The 18,070-nt window shown below is 38.7% G+C and carries 19 protein-coding genes; 16 read left to right on the top strand and 3 right to left on the bottom strand.

Annotation, left to right across the window (positions count from 1 at the left end; translation table 11 throughout):
- The first annotated feature begins 14 nt into the window (after positions 1-14).
- Entirely contained in the window at positions 15-1,751 is a 1,737-nt protein-coding gene (locus PT281_RS03815; protein ID WP_277152196.1) for an FAD-dependent oxidoreductase, read from the top strand.
- 103 nt (positions 1,752-1,854) lie between these two features.
- On the opposite strand, the gene PT281_RS03820 is transcribed toward PT281_RS03815, so the two are convergent.
- Positions 1,855-2,376 (bottom strand): hypothetical protein, encoded by a 522-nt coding sequence (locus tag PT281_RS03820; RefSeq protein WP_277152198.1) that lies wholly within the window; start codon positions 2,374-2,376, stop codon positions 1,855-1,857.
- 11 nt (positions 2,377-2,387) lie between these two features.
- Entirely contained in the window at positions 2,388-3,263 is an 876-nt protein-coding gene (locus tag PT281_RS03825; protein WP_277152200.1) for a Cof-type HAD-IIB family hydrolase, read from the bottom strand.
- Positions 3,264-3,454: 191 nt separating this feature from the next.
- Between PT281_RS03825 and PT281_RS03830 the strand changes: the two genes are divergently transcribed.
- From PT281_RS03830 to PT281_RS03860, 7 genes are all read left to right on the top strand, one after another.
- Positions 3,455-4,126, top strand: coding sequence for a uracil-DNA glycosylase (locus tag PT281_RS03830; protein ID WP_277152260.1), 672 nt, complete (start codon positions 3,455-3,457; stop codon positions 4,124-4,126).
- A gap of 36 nt (positions 4,127-4,162) precedes the next feature.
- Positions 4,163-5,149 (top strand): phosphate acetyltransferase, encoded by a 987-nt coding sequence (pta, locus tag PT281_RS03835; RefSeq protein WP_277152202.1) that lies wholly within the window; start codon positions 4,163-4,165, stop codon positions 5,147-5,149.
- Positions 5,150-5,151: 2 nt separating this feature from the next.
- Complete coding sequence (tsaE, locus tag PT281_RS03840) at positions 5,152-5,628, top strand: tRNA (adenosine(37)-N6)-threonylcarbamoyltransferase complex ATPase subunit type 1 TsaE (protein WP_277131305.1); 477 nt, start codon at positions 5,152-5,154, stop codon at positions 5,626-5,628.
- A 312-nt stretch (positions 5,629-5,940) separates the two neighbouring features.
- Positions 5,941-6,666, top strand: a complete 726-nt coding sequence (locus PT281_RS03845; protein ID WP_277152204.1) for a hypothetical protein — start codon at positions 5,941-5,943, stop codon at positions 6,664-6,666.
- A gap of 11 nt (positions 6,667-6,677) precedes the next feature.
- Positions 6,678-7,454, top strand: coding sequence for a hypothetical protein (locus tag PT281_RS03850; protein WP_277152206.1), 777 nt, complete (start codon positions 6,678-6,680; stop codon positions 7,452-7,454).
- Positions 7,455-7,465: 11 nt separating this feature from the next.
- The gene (locus PT281_RS03855) at positions 7,466-8,191 is read left to right on the top strand and encodes a hypothetical protein (protein WP_277152208.1); all 726 of its coding nucleotides are present in this window, start codon (positions 7,466-7,468) and stop codon (positions 8,189-8,191) included.
- Between the two features lie 16 nt (positions 8,192-8,207).
- On the top strand, positions 8,208-8,969 hold the full coding sequence (locus PT281_RS03860) for a hypothetical protein (RefSeq protein ID WP_277152210.1): 762 nt from the start codon (positions 8,208-8,210) through the stop codon (positions 8,967-8,969).
- 39 nt (positions 8,970-9,008) lie between these two features.
- Here PT281_RS03860 and PT281_RS03865 read toward each other — a convergent pair whose 3' ends face one another.
- Positions 9,009-9,542: a 3'-5' exonuclease gene (locus PT281_RS03865; RefSeq protein ID WP_277152211.1), complete on the bottom strand. Its 534-nt coding sequence runs from the start codon at positions 9,540-9,542 to the stop codon at positions 9,009-9,011.
- Positions 9,543-9,641: 99 nt separating this feature from the next.
- Between PT281_RS03865 and murB the strand changes: the two genes are divergently transcribed.
- The 8 genes from murB (at position 9,642) to PT281_RS03905 (ending at position 17,853) form a co-directional block, all read left to right on the top strand.
- Positions 9,642-10,541, top strand: coding sequence for a UDP-N-acetylmuramate dehydrogenase (gene murB, locus PT281_RS03870; RefSeq protein ID WP_277152262.1), 900 nt, complete (start codon positions 9,642-9,644; stop codon positions 10,539-10,541).
- A 26-nt stretch (positions 10,542-10,567) separates the two neighbouring features.
- Positions 10,568-11,413 (top strand): diadenylate cyclase CdaA, encoded by an 846-nt coding sequence (gene cdaA / locus PT281_RS03875; protein WP_277152213.1) that lies wholly within the window; start codon positions 10,568-10,570, stop codon positions 11,411-11,413.
- Positions 11,410-12,375 (top strand): CdaR family protein, encoded by a 966-nt coding sequence (locus PT281_RS03880; RefSeq protein ID WP_277152215.1) that lies wholly within the window; start codon positions 11,410-11,412, stop codon positions 12,373-12,375. The genes cdaA and PT281_RS03880 overlap by 4 nt, the downstream gene beginning before the upstream one ends.
- A gap of 30 nt (positions 12,376-12,405) precedes the next feature.
- Complete coding sequence (gene glmM, locus PT281_RS03885; protein WP_277152217.1) at positions 12,406-13,758, top strand: phosphoglucosamine mutase; 1,353 nt, start codon at positions 12,406-12,408, stop codon at positions 13,756-13,758.
- 201 nt (positions 13,759-13,959) lie between these two features.
- Positions 13,960-15,771 carry a glutamine--fructose-6-phosphate transaminase (isomerizing) gene (glmS, locus tag PT281_RS03890; RefSeq protein ID WP_277152219.1) on the top strand — a complete coding sequence of 604 codons (1,812 nt, stop codon included), beginning with the start codon at positions 13,960-13,962 and terminating at the stop codon, positions 15,769-15,771.
- A 75-nt stretch (positions 15,772-15,846) separates the two neighbouring features.
- Positions 15,847-16,662 carry a Cof-type HAD-IIB family hydrolase gene (locus tag PT281_RS03895; protein WP_277152221.1) on the top strand — a complete coding sequence of 272 codons (816 nt, stop codon included), beginning with the start codon at positions 15,847-15,849 and terminating at the stop codon, positions 16,660-16,662.
- A 23-nt stretch (positions 16,663-16,685) separates the two neighbouring features.
- Positions 16,686-17,123 carry a CopY/TcrY family copper transport repressor gene (locus PT281_RS03900; protein ID WP_277152223.1) on the top strand — a complete coding sequence of 146 codons (438 nt, stop codon included), beginning with the start codon at positions 16,686-16,688 and terminating at the stop codon, positions 17,121-17,123.
- A 19-nt stretch (positions 17,124-17,142) separates the two neighbouring features.
- Positions 17,143-17,853, top strand: coding sequence for a hypothetical protein (locus PT281_RS03905; RefSeq protein WP_277152225.1), 711 nt, complete (start codon positions 17,143-17,145; stop codon positions 17,851-17,853).
- The last annotated feature ends 217 nt before the right edge of the window (positions 17,854-18,070 follow it).

Raw genomic sequence — 18,070 nt, forward strand, 5'->3', positions numbered from 1 at the left:
GGAGATTGAATAAAATGACATTTTCGTTAACAACAAGAAAAGAAGAAATTGAACGTTTAAAAAATGAAAAATTAGACTTGCTAGTTATCGGCGGCGGTATTACTGGAGCTGGGGTCGCTTTGCAAGCAGCCGCAGCTAAGATGAAAACTGGTCTGATTGATATGCAGGATTTTGGTGGCGGCACATCTTCTCGCTCAACTAGACTGGTACATGGCGGGATTCGTTATTTAAAAACATTCGACGTTCAAGTAGTTTCGGACACGGTTAAGGAACGTGCCGTAATTCAGCATATTGCACCACATATGACGCAACCTGATCCCATGATTTTGCCAATTTATGATGAACCAGGAACAACTTTTACAATGTTTTCTGTTAAGGTGGCAATGGACTTATATGATCATTTAGCGGGCATTGAAGGTGATTCACCATTAATGAAATATGCCAACTATACCATCAATAAGGAAGAAACGTTAAAGCGTGAGCCACAGTTGAATCCAGTTAACTTGCAGGGAGCAGGGGTCTATCTTGACTATCAAAACAATGATTCACGTTTAGTATTAGAAAATGTTAAAAAGGCTCATGATTTAGGCTGTCTTGCTGTTAGCCGACTGAAGTGCATTGATATTTTACATGATGATCAAGGTCGCGTTAATGCTGTGAAAGTTGAAGATCAATTAACAAACGAAGAATTTGTTATTCATTCTAATGTGGTAATTAATACTTCTGGACCGTGGTCTGATACTGTAAGACAAGAGGATGAGCAGAATTACAAGAAGCCGCGTTTACGTCCAACTAAAGGTGTGCACTTAGTAGTTGATCAATCACGTTTGAAGGTATCACAACCAACCTACTTTGGTTCAGGAACTGCTGATGGTCGCATGATTTTTGCAATTCCAAGAGAAAACAAAACATACTTCGGTACGACCGATACTGACTTTGCTGGTGATTATGCTCATCCAACAGTTGAACAAAATGATATTGATTATCTACTAGATATTATTAATCGAAAATATCCGACTGCTCACTTAACAGTCGATGATATTGAAGCCAGCTGGGCAGGTATTCGACCTTTAATTGAAGCTGAAATTAGTCCAACTGAAGCTGCTGATGCTGTTAGTGGTGCTAGTGTGTCAGATAGTACGTCAGCACCATCTGCTGTTTCGCGTGGTAGTTCACTGACAGAAGCTGAGGATGGACTGATTACTTTAGCTGGTGGTAAGTTGACAGATTATCGGATTATGGCTAATGGTGCTTTGGCTAAAATTAAGCAGAAGCAACATGATGATTTTGGTAAAGACTTTATTTTGCAAGATTCAGCTGAAATTAAGGTAGCGGGTGGCGACTTTGATTCAGATAATGCTGAAGCAGAATTGGCGGCAATTGCTCAGGACGGTGTTGAAAGTGGAATTAGCTCAGAAGATGCTAAAGAAATAGCTAATCTTTTTGGTTCAGAAGCAGAGCAAATTTTTGAGCATGCACAAGAAATTGAACCAGCAGCTGGCTTAACATTAGGACAGACCGCTGCTCTTGATTATTCGCTCAATGAAGAAATGACGTTGACGCCAGTCGATTACTTGCTGCGTCGGACGTACCATGTCTTATTTAAAAATGATACTTTAGATAAGATTAAAGTAGGCGTTATCAAGTATATGTCAGATTACTATAATTGGGATCGGGGACAAATTAGTCGCTATGAGCAAGAATTAAATGACGAAATTGTAGAATCAAGGTTAGAAAAATTTAAGAACTAGTATTTAATTAATGATTTGTTTAGTTGGTTTAAGATATAATTAATACAAAAGTAGCCCCATAATTGTTAGCTTATCAATTATGGGGCTATTCTTGATATGAGTTTTAATTTAAATTAATGTTGACCTTGCGACCAATTGGCGGGAAGGTCGGCAATCTTAACGGTGTCGTGTGCCATTGCGTAAAGAGTGTGGCACTTAGTAAGATAAAGGGGACATCTTCTGGACGGGTAATATCACAAGTTAAGGTGACGCCAGTTTTACCGACTTTAGTTTTGACGGTGGCCACTTTTTTAATGCCAAAGAGAAATTTGTAGCTGCCGTTTTTAATGCTGCCAGTAACAAGGTAATTAAGCCGTGTCAGGTAAAATAAGTTGGTCATGCGGCTGTTGAGGCGCTTAACTTTAACTAGTGAATGGTTGACGACATCAATAGTAAATGAAGAAATAAGACCATTGCCATCAGCGTATAGCCGACCAATTTCTTCATGGTTGCGCGTCTTTAAATATAAAGTATGGTTAGGATTATCTAAATTTCCCTGAATAATATACTGAATTTGTCCGTTTTCGTCAGCGACAGGAATTTGTCCGTATTCGGATTCTTGACTTAACTCTAATAAGTAGCGCATCTATAATACCTCTATTCTTTAGCATTATCTTTGATAAACTTCCTTAAAATATAGCCGACACCGTCTTCGTTGTTAGTTTTAGTTTCGATTTGTGCAAGTTCTTTAATTTTGGGGACGGCATTACCCATTGCCACGCCAACTCCAGCATCGCGAATCATGCTTTCATCATTTAAATTATCGCCGATTGCGGCAACTTCGTCACGCTTAATGCCTTTTTTCTTGGCATAATCGAGTAAGGCAGTTCCTTTTTTGGCATGGCTGTCATTGATTTCAATGTTGATGGCAGAACTAGAGGTAATTGCAAGATCACTGATAAGTGCCAGTTCTTGTTTAATTTTGGTTAATAAGGCAGGTCCGCGACTGTCGAACCCGATTATTTTCATAACTTCAATCTCGGGATCACGTAAAAGTTGTTCAAAATTGTTAACCCATGTCATATTTAACATTGCATTACTGCCGCCGGAAATTGCAACTGCCTGTTTAAAAGACAATTTGGGATTAAGGGTAATTAATGAGTGGGCCAAGTTGAAGACACGTTTGCTAATATCTTCAGAATAAATATGGTCAGCAGTCACGATTTCAAAATAAATATTGTGCTTACGCAAAATATTAGCAGCAGCAATCACTTTTTGCTTAGGTAAAGCGTGTTTGACTTGCAAAGTGTCATTTTCATCGTAAACCAAGGCACCATTAATGTTGATAAAACCCGTTCGCAGTCCATAATTACGAATAACTGCGCGTGATTGTTTAGGTGCCCGACCTGTTGCAATTAGGAACTCAATGCCATTGTCTTGGGCAGCACGAATGGCCGCAATATTTTCGTCAGAAATGGTTACTTTGCTGTTAAATAGCGTGCCATCAAGGTCGCAAGCTACTAATTTAATCAAGGTAAAATTCAATCCTCCCTTAGTTAGACTAACTAATTACTTCTTTAAATTAATATTAACATATCATAAAAATATTAACCCTACTTTTTAAGTAGAATGACATTAAGATTATTGCTAATTTAGCTAATTTTGTTGCCATTAGCGCTTGGTTTCATGATAATATTGAAGTTAACGGAAGAGAGGCTACATGGATAATGAAACGGTTTATTGGTAATGATTGGGATGAGGTTTTAGCACCGGTATTTGCAAGTGATGGCTACCAGCAACTGCACGATTTTTTAAAGAAGGAATATGCAACTAAGCAAATCTTTCCAGATATGTATCATATTTTTACGGCTTTTAAGTTAACTTCGTATAAGCAGACCAAGGTAGTTATTTTGGGACAAGACCCGTATCATAATCCTGGTCAGGCAACAGGGATGAGCTTTGCGGTGATGCCAGGAATTAATCTGCCGCCTTCATTACAAAATATTTATCGTGAATTGTACGATGATGTGGGTTGTCAACCAGTTAATCATGGCTACTTAAAAAAGTGGGCGGACCAAGGTGTATTATTGCTAAATGCCGTTTTGACAGTTCCGTATGGTCATGCTAATGGTCATCAAGGCAAGGGCTGGGAGCAAGTGACGGATGCAGCGATTAAGGCTTTGAGTGATCGGGGTCAGGTTGTTTTTATTCTGTGGGGTAGATTCGCGCAAAATAAAATCCCATTAATTGACCAAGAGAAGAATTTTGTGATTAAATCAGCTCATCCAAGTCCATTTTCAGCTGATCGTGGCTTTTTTGGGTCACGACCGTTTTCACGGTGTAATACCGCATTGAAAAAGTTTGGTGAAACGCCAATAGATTGGCAATTGCCTTAGACAGTTGCCCAAGCAGATTTAGCATAGGTGAAGATAATGAGTGTTTTTGAATTATTAAAAGATAAGGTACAGGCAAGTCATAAGAATTATCGGATTGTTTTTCCAGAAGGAACCGATAAGCGTGTGATTGCAGCGGCTAGCCGGTTAGCACAAGAAAAAATAATTGAACCAATTTTGTTGGGGGATTCGCAAGAGATTGCTCAAGTAGCTCAAGCTGATGAACGCGACCTTAGTACAGTAACTGTAATTGATATTGCGGCTTATACGCACTTAGATGAGATGATAACGGCATTTGCTGCTGCTCGAAGTAAAAGTTTTACGCCGCAAGAAATTGCTAAACAGCTGCAAGACCCTAATTATTTTGGCACAATGCTTGTGAAAATGGGTAAGGCTGACGGAATGGTATCAGGTGCGGCACATTCAACAGCTGATACTGTGCGTCCAGCTTTACAATTAATTCATGCAGCTGACGGGATGCACCGAGTTTCTGGAAGTTTTATTATGGAGCGCGGCACCGAAAAGTATGTTTTTGCTGATTGTGCAATTAACATTGAACCTGACAGCAGCACGTTAGCGGAAATTGCCTACCAATCTGTGCAAACAGCACGACTAATTGATATTGATCCTAAGGTGGCATTCTTGAGTTTTTCAACTAAAGGCTCTGCTAAGGGTGAAATGGTCGACAAGGTGCAAGAAGCTAACGAGTTATTCCACAAGCAACATCCTGAGATTATTGCCGATGGTGAATTGCAGTTTGACGCGGCCTATGTACCAGAAGTTGCCGCAACTAAGGCCCCGAACTCCGCACTCAAGGGTCAAGCGAATATTTTTGTTTTTCCAGAGTTGCAGTCAGGGAATTTAGCTTATAAAATAACCCAGCGCCTGGGTAACTTTACGGCAATTGGTCCGATTTTGCAGGGACTTGCCGCACCAGTCAATGACTTATCACGTGGTGCCAGCAGTCAAGATATTTACAATATGGCAATTTTAACAGCTGCCCAAGCGCTTTTGGGGGCTGAATAAAAATAATGAAATTAGAAGTTAATTCCGCTGCGGAAATGCAGCAAATCGGAACAGCAATTGCTCAAACGGCGCAGCCGCACGACTTATTGCTGTTGAATGGTGACTTAGGTGCAGGGAAAACAACGTTAACGCAAGGGATTGGTCGGGCGTTAGGTGTTAAACGACCAGTAAAGAGTCCGACTTTTACCATCGTGCGTGAGTATCGCGAAGCAAAATTGCCGTTATTTCATATGGATTTTTATCGTTTAGAAAATGACGATCTGTCCTCGATTGATTTAAATAGTTATTTGGCAGAACCTGGATTAGTCGTAATTGAATGGCCGCAGGTAATTAAGTCCGATTTACCCAGTGAATATTTGCAGTTAGTAATTAGTCGTGTGGATGATAGCTGGAACTCAACTAAGCGGCTAATTGAATTTAAACCGCAGGGTGAGCGTAATCAAACTTGGGTTAATGAGATATTAGCCAAAATTAAATAACATACCAAAAGCAGAGCTGATTGATTTTAGCTCTGCTTTTAAGCTGCTCTAATATATATTACTAAATAAAGAAATTTATATTGCAAGTATTTATTTTGGTGGTTTATAATATACACTGTCATGCATCATTAATTATCGATTTTATATAATAATATATTAAAGATGACTAGTTAAATATTTATAAGTTAATTTTAGATCAGGATAAACTTTAAATTTGAAAATGATCGCTTCTAGTTGTCAAGATAAAATTAATAGAGCTTGTTATGAGATGCATTAAGAATGTTGGTAGACTAATTACAATAGGAGTCACAAATGGGTAAAAATGTTGTTATTACACAGTTTCTTACCGAGATACCTGATAAACAAACAGGTCAAAATCTTGATGAAATTGATATCATTGAAAAGACTCATAATTTGTATGAGTCAACAGCAAAATTTGGCATCGAGTTACATGCATTAATTAATTTTTCAAATGATATAATGCCGCCATCCCTAGAAAAAATAATTCAGGTAGAGCCATTTGCTAATTATTCTAGTTATAAAGGACGTTTTTTTCGTTGGGAAGTTACCTTTGAATATTTATTACGGCATCCTGAAATCGAGAAGGCAGCTTTAGTTGATGCTGGTGATGTAGAAATGCTGAACTATCCTTTTGATCAAGTGAAGAATGGCATGTTGTATGTAGGAGATGAAGATAATGATCTTACAGGAACAACCATTACTAATGATGCTAAGCCGGGGTATTTAGCAGAATTTATTAGTAAAAATCGTCATTTGCAATTATTAAATACGGGCGTCCTCGTTGGTACACGAGAAATGCTGCTTGAGTTCTTGGCTATTGTGGTTAAATTATTTGCTGAAGATGCTGTAAATGAAAAGTTCTTTCCCGAGCAAGCTCATTTAGGGGATTTTGAGATGGGGATTACCTGCTATATTCTTTATAAGTTTTTTCCAGAACATGTGTGTCATGGTCGCTTGGTTACTACCCATTATAAATATTATGAGCGTAGTAGTAAGGCATGGTTTAAGTATAAGTAGGTGTAATTAAAATGAACGAACAAGAATTTTTGCGGCGCTTTGAGCATAAGACATTTAATTACCAAGTAAAACTGGATGATGGTAATTGGGTAATGGTGCGAATGTATCCAGGTGGATACTTAGCAGTTACTTTTGCGCGTGATCATACACTAAAATTTTCAGCACCAGTTGGTTTTTATCCAGAGGAACGTTATTGGGAATTTGATGAACAAGAGCAAATGATTATTTTGAAAAATTTGGAGCAAACTCGCATTGTTGCGAAATATTTGCTGCCAGATAAACAAGATAATTATCTCTTTGTTTTAAAGAACATCGCTGACCCGACTAAAGAGTACGTTACCCACTTAAACTATGATTTTGATAAGCAAGAAAGTTCTCCTAGCGTTTTAAATAGCCAACGAGTTATCTTCTTGAAAGATGACTTAGAAGATGACGAAATTAGGACTAGCATTGAGCAATATTCGGTAAAAGAGTGCTGTGAAATTAAATATCTTTTTGCTAAGGATGGATGGGACTTTGTTAATGAGGTTTGGAACGCAATAACTAATGATTTTGCACTTAAAGATACTTGTGTATATTTTGGTGGCTATCCAGACACTAAGCGGGTTTTGACCAACAAGTTAACTCTTAGTTATCAAGAAAATAATGATAAATTCATTTCAGGTACAAAGGGTGATGTTGTGGTGGTCTTGTCACAATTACTAATCAAACATTATCATGAACAATTAACGGGCAATCAAGAATTGCACACCCCAGTTGAATTGTTAGATCAAGTAATTGTTAGGTAGGAGTATTTGCCGTGGGGAAAAATGTGGTAATCGCACAGTTTTTTACTAAAATGTATAATGCTCAAAATAATGAAATTATGACTGACGTTGACATCATTAAAAAGACTCAACAATTGTATGCATCAGTTAGTCGCTTTGGTCTGGAATTACATACATTAGTTAATTTTAAAAATGAGAATACTGTACCGCCATTGCAAAAAATCATTAATGTGGAGCCTTTTTCTCATTATCCTAGTGATAAATTTTATTTTTTGCGTTGGGAAGTTACCTTTGAATATTTACTAAAGCATCCAGAAATTGAAAAAGCTGCCTTGGTTGACGCCGGCGATGTTCAAATGATGAATTATCCGTTTGCGGATCTTCAAGAGGATACCCTATATATTGGCGATGAAGGTGTTGATTTGCAGACAGAAATTATTAAAAATGATTCAAAGCCGCGATATTTAGCACAATTTATTCGACAAAATTGTCACTTACAATTATTAAATGCTGGAGTACTAGTAGGAACACGGCAGGTCTTACTGGAATTTTTGGGAATTTTAACTGAATTATATGTTCAGGATGCATATGAGCAGACAATTCATCCAGATGAGGAACATTTAGGCAATTATGAAATGTCATTGGTAAATTACATTGCTTATCAGTGTTTTACAGACCGTTTATGTCATGGTCGGCAAGTCGTGACGCGTTTTCAATATTTTGAGCGAACTTCAGCTGCTTGGTTTAAGCACAAATGATAAGTGAGGTACTAATGTGAATGAACATGAATTTTTGCAGTTGGTTAGCGATCGAGTCTTCAGCTTTCAGTCCAAACTAGATAATGGTAACTGGTCAGTTGTATTGATGTCAGAAGAGGCAGCGTATTTGACAGTTATCTTTTCCCAAGATCATAGGTTGCTTTTTCCTTCGAAAATTGGTTTTTATCCAGAGGAACGTTATTGGGAGTTTGATGAACGAGAGCAACTGATTGTTTTAACAAATTGGGATCAAAACTGGATTGTTGCTAAATATTTATTGCCCACAAAACCTAATGACCACTATTTTATTTTAGAGAATATGACGGATTCTAATAAACGGTATATTCTCTATAAAGATTTTACTTTTACTAGTTCAATTGAACAAAAGCCTGTTTTAGCAAGTCAACGGGTTATTTTTATGGTCAATAATTCGAATAAAACCGCAGTTGAAAATTATGCGCTAGATAATAATTGTATTGTGCATTGGTTAGATGATCTGGAGGATAATTCTTGGACTTTAATTAAACAAGTCTGGCAAGAAATTTATGCTGATGAACGGATAAAGCAAGTGGGTATTGTTTTGGTAGGAATAACAAAGTTTGGTCAAGAACTATTAACTAAAAAGTTAACCGTCAATTCACAGCTAATTTCAGGAACGAGGCAGGAAGTTGTAATTGTCTTGGCTCAGCTGTTAATTAAGCATTATCATCAATTATTGGCAAAAACTCCAGAACAATTACCTGCGCAATTGTTAACTGATGTTGCCAAGATTTGTTGAAACAAAATAACCTTGATAGCGAAAACTATCAAGGTTATTTTATATTTGATAAACCAGATTTTTAATTGCTTCATCACCAAACTGTTGATCTTGAGAGATTAAAATGCCGGCACAAGCTTCGCTGTCACTGAGGGCATTGTGGTGATGCCATAATTCAACATTTAAAGAATTGGCGACTGTGTCCAGCTTGTGGTCTTTAAGCTCGGGCTCAAATAATTTACTAGTCTGCAGAGTATCAATGACAAAATAATGCGGCTCTTGAATATCATAACGAGCCAAGCTTTGGCGCATAACGTTGGTGTCAAAGCGGGCATTATGAGCAGCAACCAACATTCCGGGCTGATATAAAGCCTTAATTTGCGGCCAGACCTCTGCCATTGTTGGCGCGTCTTCAACATCAGCTGCTGTAATATCATGTATCTGAATATTGCGTGCATCAAACGGCATTTGCGGATTAATTACAGTATAAAAGCGGTCGACAATTTGATTATTTCGCACCATCACCAATGCTAGTGAACAGGCACTTTCTGGATGACGGTTGGCAGTTTCAAAGTCCATTGCGATAAAGTTCATTATTTCTCCTTAAAAACTTAATTTTAGTATAACATAGGATGAAGCTAGCAGATTAATGCGGTAGAATATAACAAGATGTAATTGAAGGGACGTTTAGCTTTGGAATTATTGAATTTAAAAAAGTACGGAATTGACATTAAAGAGCAAGTTCCACTTAGTAAATATACATTTACTAAAACTGGTGGTCCCGCGCAATATCTTGCTTTTCCTAAGAATGAAACAGAATTAACGCAGCTAGTAACAGCCGCGCAGCAATCAAAGCTTCCCTTAACTGTAATTGGCAATGCTTCAAACCTAATTATTCGTGATGGTGGGATTGCCGGGTTAGTGCTTATTTTAACGCAGATGAAGCAGATTACGGTAACGGCAGAGCAGGTGACAGCACAAGCTGGTGCACGAATTGTTGATACTGCATTTACCGCCGCTAATGCCGGCTTAAGTGGGTTAGAGTTTGCGGCTGGGATTCCTGGAAGTGTTGGCGGCGCTATCTTCATGAATGCTGGTGCTTATGGCGGTGAAACCTGTGAGGCTGTGAAGTCAGTTCGGGTTTTAACACGTGCTGGGGAATTAAGAACTTATAATAAGGATGAAATGCAGTTTTCTTACCGGCACTCATTAATCCAGGAAACTGGCGACATTGTAATAGCAGCTACTTTTGAGTTGACATCAGCCCCAAAGGCACCAATCTTGGCGAATATGCATTATTTAAATGCCTTACGGCGTTACAAACAACCACTGGAATATCCATCTTGTGGTAGTGTCTTTAAGAGACCCAAAGACCATTATGTTGGACCGATGATTATTCAGGCTGGCTTACAGGGTAGGCAAATTGGTGGCGCGCAAGATTCAACCAAGCATGCTGGCTTTATTGTCAATAAGGGCGGTGCAACAGCAACGGATTACCTAGATTTGATTCATTTGATTCAGAAAGTTATCAAAGAAAAATTCGCCATTGATTTACAAACTGAGGTTAGAATTATTGGTCAGAAAGCTGATTAAGAACATCCTATCAGAAAGGAGTATTTATGCATTTTAATCTAACAAATATCTTTACGTGGAGTAACTTTTCTTTGGTGCTCGACGTTTTGATTATTTGGTTTTTGGTTTATCACCTAATTATTTTAATTAGGGGGACCAAGGCAGTGCAGCTGGCTAAGGGAATTGTGCTGATTTTTATTGTTCGCATTATTGCCGGCATTCTGCAGCTGCATACAACCACATGGTTAATTGATCAGATTGTGTCATGGTCGGTTGTTGGGATTATCGTGATTTTTCAGCCAGAAATTAGGCGTGGTCTTGAACATTTAGGTAGACTGCCGATATTTGGCGGTCGTGAGGAAAGTGCGCGGGATGAGTCGATTAAGTTCATTAAGGAACTGGACAAGGCAATTCAGTATATGTCTAAACGGCGAATCGGTGCTTTGATTACGATTCAACAGGAAACCGGACTTGATGAGTACATTGAAACTGGCATTAAGTTGAACGCTGATGTTACCGGTGAATTATTAATTAATATTTTTATTCCTAATACTCCACTGCATGATGGAGCGGTAATTATTAATCAAGATCACCAAATTGCCGTGGCTGCCGCATATTTGCCACTATCAGATAGTACCATGATCCCTAAGCGGTTGGGAACCAGGCACCGTGCGGCAGTTGGAATTTCTGAAGTGACTGATGCCATTACCATTGTAGTATCAGAAGAAACTGGCGGCGTAACGATTACCCGCAATGGTCGCTTCTTACTTGATATGACTCGTGATGAATACCTGAAATACCTAAAAGCAGAGCTTGTACCTAAAAAAGAAAAGGATACCAAGTGGTACCAAAAAATATTGGGCAAAATCTGGAAGTGGGGTGCTGATCGATGAAGAATTTTTGGCATAAGTCATGGTTTATTCGGCTTGTATCATTATTGATTGCGATCTTATTGGTTATTTACATTAATTATACCCAAGAAGGCTTCATGACGCAGGGGCAATCTGATCGTACTAAACAGACCGCTACTCAAACTCGAACCGTCAAGGTACCGCTGCAGGTTTCAGTTGATACCGATAATTACTATGTTGTGGGTTATCCAGCTAAGGTTAGTGTTACGTTGGAGGGCGCGAATGCCTTGGTTACTTCAACGATTAATACGCAAAACTTCCGTGCCTACATTGATTTAACGAATAAAAGTATTGGTGAACATGACGTTCACGTGCATGTTAGTGGTTTAAGTAAACAATTGGCATATACAATCAGTCCTAAAACCGTGCATGTAAATATTCAACGACGAAAATCGACGACAATGCCTGTTCAAATAGAGTATAATAAAACTGCTGTGGCACGCGGTTATAAGTTAGGTAAGGTAACTGTTACCCCGCAACAAGTTGAAGTGACAGGTTCACGTAGTGAGGTTGATCAAATTGACCAAATTGTTGCTAAAGCCGTTTTGCCGAACGGCATTAATCATTCATTTGAACGGCAGGTTAATCTGATTGCTGAAGACCGCAAGGGGCAGCAGCTTAACGTGATTATTGAGCCGGCAACAGCTAAGGTAATGCTGCCAATTTCAATTGCCAAAAAAGAGGTTAAATTAGAGTTGGTACCTAAGCATGAAAACACTAGCAAAGTCTACTCATTGACGGCTAAAAATGATTACGTGACCATTTATGGTAAACAATCAGTACTGAGTAAGATTAACAAATTAACGGTTCCTGTTGACCTAAGTGGTGTTAATGCTTCAACTACTAAGATGGTGACGTTAAAGCTGCCAAATGATGTTACTAGGGCAAGTAGTTCTAAGGTAAGCGTACAAATTAAAGTTGCAAATGCAAATGATTCTAAATAATTAAAAGCTAGAAAAGGAAGGTTGTTTTTAATGTTAAAATATTTTGGTACCGATGGTGTACGTGGGGTCGCAAATCAAGATTTATCTCCAGAATTAGCATTTAAGTTGGGGCGCGATGGCGGCTATGTTTTGACAAAAAATAAGGCTAAGGACCAGCAAGCCAAGGTTTTGGTTTCTCGTGATACCCGAATGTCAGGACAGATGCTGGAATATGCCTTGATTTCAGGCTTATTGTCGGTGGGCATTGAAGTTTTGGAAGTTGGCGTTATTACTACACCGGGTTTGTCTTACTTAGTACGTGCTCAAGGTGCAGATGCTGGTGTGCAGATTTCGGCATCACACAATCCGGTTCAAGATAACGGCATTAAATTCTTTGGTAGCGATGGCTTGAAGTTGTCTGACGAAATGGAAGGCGAAATTGAAAAATTAATCGATGCTAAGGAAGATACTTTACCACGACCATCAGCTCAAGGCTTAGGTACAGTAACCGACTTTCATGAAGGTAGTTCTAAGTACCTCCAATTCATTGAAAATACAATTCCAGAAGACCTTGACGGAATTAAAGTTGTAATTGATGGCGCTAATGGTGCTGCCAGTAGATTAATTTCGCGGCTATTTGCGGATTGCGGCGTTGACTTTACCACGATTGCTACTCATCCAAATGGGATGAACATTAACGATGGCGTTGGTGCGACTCATACTGAAAAGTTGCAAGAAGAAGTAGTTAAGCAAGGTGCCCAATTAGGCTTGGCCTTTGACGGGGATGCCGATCGCTGTATTGCTGTTGATGAAAACGGCAATGAAGTTGATGGCGATCATATTATGTATGTCTTAGGTACTTATATGGCTGATGGTGGTCGCCTCAAAAACGATACAATTGTGACTACTGTCATGAGTAATCTTGGCTTTACCAAGGCACTTGAAAGAAAAGGCATCAAAAATGTCCGCACTCAAGTTGGGGACCGCTATGTTTCTGAAGAAATGCGTGCTAATGGTTATAACCTTGGTGGCGAGCAATCAGGTCATGTTATCATGAGCGATTATCATAACACTGGTGATGGAATGCTGACGGGTTTACATTTGATGCTGGTTATGAAAAGAACTGGTAAGTCATTGACTGAATTGTTAGCTGACTTTAAGGAATATCCACAATGTTTGGTTAATGTTCCTGTCGATGACAAGAAGAGCTGGCGTAAGCACCAACCAATCCTTGATGTAATTAAGGAAGTTGAAGCTGATATGGCTGGTGAAGGTCGCGTTTTAGTTCGACCATCTGGTACGCAATCATTGTTGCGGGTAATGGCTGAAGGTCCAACTCAAAAAGAAACTGATGCTTATGTTAAACGCATTACCGATGTTGTTGAGCAAGAAATGGGTATCTAGTAATTTAAATTAAAAAGAAGCAGAGAAAAATATTTTTCTCTGCTTCTTTTTTGCTATGACAGACTATCTCTACCTTAGTCTATACCAATTACCAAATTATGTACTTGACCAATCACCATAAATAGACTAATATTCCTTCTATAACTAGAAACTCAAAATCAATTTGTCTTAAAAAATTGAACTAGACCAAAGGAGAAAAATATGTGTGGAATTGTTGGAATTGTTGGTAAATCAGCCAGAGAAATTGTTCTCAGCGGCTTAACTAACTTGGAATACCGTGGCTATGATTCGGCTGGAATTTATCTTAATGACCTTCAAGGCAACGAATATTTAACGAAAACGGTTGGCCGCATTCAGAATTTGAAGGATGAAATGACCCCAGACGAACAAGGTCAAGTTGGTATTGGTCATACGCGGTGGGCAACACATGGTAAGCCAACTACTGCTAATGCTCATCCGCAATTTGATGAAACTAATCGCTTTTACATGGTTCATAATGGTGTAATTGAAAACTATCAGGAACTTAAAGATAATTACTTACAAGGAGTAGACCTTAAGTCAGACACAGATACTGAGGTTGTAGTTCAATTAATTAGTAAAATTGCCCGTAATGAGCAACTTGATGCCTTTACTGCTTTGAAAAAGGCACTGCAACTTATCAAGGGTTCTTACGCAATCTTGCTGGTTGATAATACTAATCCTAGTCACATTTATGTTGCTAAAAACAAGTCACCAATGATGTTGGGATTAGGTGATGGCTTTAACGTTATTGCCTCAGATGCTTTGTCAGTCCTAGATCAAACTAAAACTTTTGTCGATTTGCATGATGGCGAAGTTGCTGACATTACTAAAGATGGTTATGAATTAGAAACCATTACTGGTGAAAAAGTAACGCGCACGCCGCATCATTTAGATATTGATCCTAATGCTGCTTCAAAGGGAACTTATGAGTTTTACATGTTAAAGGAAATCTCTGAGCAGCCAAGTGTATTGCGCCACTTAGTGCAATATTACCTTGATGAAAATGGTGAACCTAAAGTTGATACGCAAATTGTCGATGCCTTGTCTCAAGCTGAGAAGTTTTATATTTTTGCGGCAGGAACGAGCTACCATGCTGGTTTAGTCGGTAAGGCTTTATTAGAAAAATACACGGGAATTCCAACCGAAGTTGGCTTTGCTTCTGAAGCTGGTTACCACTTCCCAATGATGCCTAAGAATTCATTCTTGATTTTCTTATCACAATCTGGTGAAACTGCTGATTCGCGTGTCGTTTTGCAAGCCGCAATTAAGCGTAACTTACCAAGTTTGACACTAACGAACGTGCCAGGTTCAACTTTGGCGCGGGAAGCAACATATTCAATGTCACTTGAAGCTGGTCCAGAAATTGCCGTTGCTTCAACTAAGGCTTATATTGCTCAAGTTGCTACCCAAGCTGTCTTAGCTAAGGCAATTGGGGAGAAGCGGCAAATTGCTGCTGCCCGGGACTTAGATTTAACCCATGATTTGGGTCTTGCTGCTGAAGGAATTGAGCAGATTTTGACTGAACAAAAGCATATTAAGCAATTGACCGATGAATATATCGTGCCATCACGCAATGCTTTTTACATTGGACGGGGAATTGATTATCCGGTAGCTCTTGAAGCAGCTTTGAAGTTGAAAGAAGTTTCTTATATTCAAACAGAGGGCTTTGCAGCTGCAGAATTAAAACACGGAACAATTTCCTTAATTGAAAAGGATACCCCAGTTGTTGCTCTAATTAATGATCCGGTAACCGCAGACCTGATGCGTGGCAACATCCAAGAAGTAATTGCCAGAGGCGCTAGTGTAATTACTGTTGCCACTAAGGAATTGGCAAAGCCGGATGACGATGTTGTATTACCTAAACTAAATTACTATCTCTCACCACTGATTACAGTGGTAGTCGCACAACTGATTGCCTATTATGCCTCTAAGGATAAAGGTCTTGATGTCGATAAGCCTCGCAATCTTGCCAAGAGCGTTACAGTAGAATAATTATTGAAAAAAGTCGTAAGTAATTACGACTTTTTGTATAATAAAGGGGATGAATTAAGCTGTGGGAGGTAAATTATGGCGATTAAATTAGTGGCAGTTGACCTTGATGGCACGCTGCTGACAACTAGTAAGCAAATCTTACCGGAAACGGAAAGAGTTTTAAAACAAATAAGTGGTCAAGGAATTAAAGTTGTGTTAGCAACGGGTCGACCACTATCTGGGGTCATGCCGTATAATCGACAGCTTGGATTATCTGGCAGTGACCAATATAATATTGTGTTTAATGGTGCAGTTATTCAAAACTTAGCTGGTAAGGTAATGATGGACATGAAAATGGACTATCGCGACTTTACTAATATGTTGCGTTTGCAGCGGCTGGCACATATTAATTTACATTTTGAAACGCCAGATTGCTTCTGGACTTGTGATCGCGACCTCGCACATGACTTAACAATGAATGCATCTGTTAATTTGACTACAATTAAGGTGCGCAAGACTGAAGAAATTCCTCAGGACTTTACTTTTAACAAGGTTGGCTTTAGTATGACCGAGAGTGAGGCGGAGGTTGATAAATTATGGAACAACATTCCTGATTGGGTCTTTGCCAAATACGACGTTGTACGCAGTTTTCCAAGTATGGTAGAACTTAACGTAATAGGTGCTTCTAAGGGCAATGCCCTAATGGAACTGGCTGATCGACTTAAGATTGACCAAAGACAGGTGATGGTCTTTGGCGATCAGGGCAACGATATTTCAATGTTTAGCAATCCTAATTTCTATAAGGTAGCAATGGGTAATGCCACAGAGCAAATCAAGGATACAGCTGATTATATAACTGATGATAATGACCATGATGGAATTGCTAAAGCACTTAAAAAGCTCGTATTGTAGTAGAATAAGATTGAGTTAACAAGATGACAGAAAAAATTAAAGAACATAATATTTCCGAGGCTGAATGGGAAGTTATGCGAATTGTATGGACCCTGGGAGCAAGTCATACCGGCGATATCATTAAGCAGCTGCAGGCTAAAAAAAAGTGGTCCGAGTCAACCATCAAAACCTTAATGGGTCGGTTAGTAAAAAAAGGCTTGCTGAAGACGCGCAAAGATGGTCGTCGTTTTGTTTATAATGCGACGGTAACTGAAAACCAGATGATGGTGCAAGTGACAACTGAGATGATGAGTCATATGTGCGACATGCACAAGGGACAAATGTTAATTGAAATCTTGAAGGGGATGCCTTTATCCAAGGGAGATATTGCGACCATTGAGCAGGAATTGAATGAAAAGGCTACTACGGCTCCAGACACGGTTGATTGTAATTGCTTAGCTACCGGTGCTCATGATTGTTAGAGAGTGAGAGAATAATTTGATGAAAAAAGTTGTGCAAATGCTGCTGCGAGCAGTATTCATAGTCGTTATCTTTGCTTGTGGCTACTTGACGCTTAAAAGCCCAGTTACGGTTAACGTAACTAATGTTCATGAGATGGCCCGTACGGTTATTAATCAAAATGCGACAACATCAGGCAGCACAACTCTCAAAGATGCCTTAAAATTGGCCCAAAGTGCAGGACTAGAAGACAAGGTTTTGGATCAATTACCGAAGCAGTATCATCACGACCTGTCTTATATGGGGTTGTATAATCTTAGTGTAACTTATGAAGCTAATGGTGAATTAACAGCTAAGAATTTATCGCTGCCACAGGATAATCAGACAGAAAAGGCAGTTAATCATATAATCTTGCGGGATATTAATCACGAATTAGCTACCAATAATAAGCAGGTAGAGCAAGTTATTAATATTTTTCATTACGTAATCCTAGTAATTATCTTAGGCTTTGTATTAGCGGCATTATTAGTACTCTTTGGTAAGTATGGTGCCTCAATAGCGTTATTATTAACAGCTCTTGGGTCGTTTGGTATTCTGCAATACTTTACAGGTCAATTAGTTATTAACTTACGTGGTGCTATTTATAGTGGAATTGGCTTTACTACCTCAACAATGTTATGGACAGGTTTAGGGCTTGGTGTGGTTATTGCAATTTTGTGGCCAATCTATTTAAAAGTAACAAAGAATAATTAATTTAAAATAAAGCGAATTTGTTCGCTTTATTTTTTTGCCCAAAATATTTTTAGACTAGTAATTGCTAAGTTAAGAAAGCTGAATTATAGTAATAAGCATGACTAATATTATGGTAAGTATATGTGACGAGCTAAAGTACTTATAATTATTAATCTATTTTGGCGTAAAATTTAATAAAAAATAAGTTAATTTAGTGATAGAATAAGTCTATGTTATT

This window comes from Lactobacillus sp. ESL0701 (genome assembly GCF_029433445.1).
GTDB lineage: Bacteria > Bacillota > Bacilli > Lactobacillales > Lactobacillaceae > Lactobacillus.